This is a genomic window from Telluria sp. AZSoR62, assembly GCF_058111565.1.
The window spans coordinates 1-244 of the sequence record NZ_JBYTST010000514.1; the positions used below are offsets into that span (position 1 = coordinate 1).

General features: G+C 58.2%; 1 protein-coding gene. It reads right to left on the bottom strand.

Going from position 1 to position 244, the window contains the following annotated elements; all coding sequences use genetic code 11:
• Positions 1 to 239 (bottom strand): helix-turn-helix domain-containing protein (locus AC3XQU_RS24580; RefSeq protein WP_489876724.1); only part of this gene is annotated, 239 nt, incomplete at its 3' end.
• Between the last annotated feature and the right edge of the window lie 5 nt (positions 240 to 244).

Sequence of the window (244 nt, forward strand, 5' to 3'; positions counted from 1 at the left end):
CTTCCCATCCCCAGCAATTCCGCGGCCTCAGATTTATTCCCGCCAGCAGCGTCTAACGCCCTGATGATGGCATCCCGCTCAGCGGATTCGAGGAGTGACAAGTGACGCCGCGGAGGAGCCTGCTGTAGGTGCTTAGGCAGATGCCGTCTCTCAATCACGGAAGCGTTTACCGTACGCACGAGCTGGGAAATAGTCTCCGCCAACTCGGCAATGTTACCGGGCCAGTTCCATTGGACCAGTGACT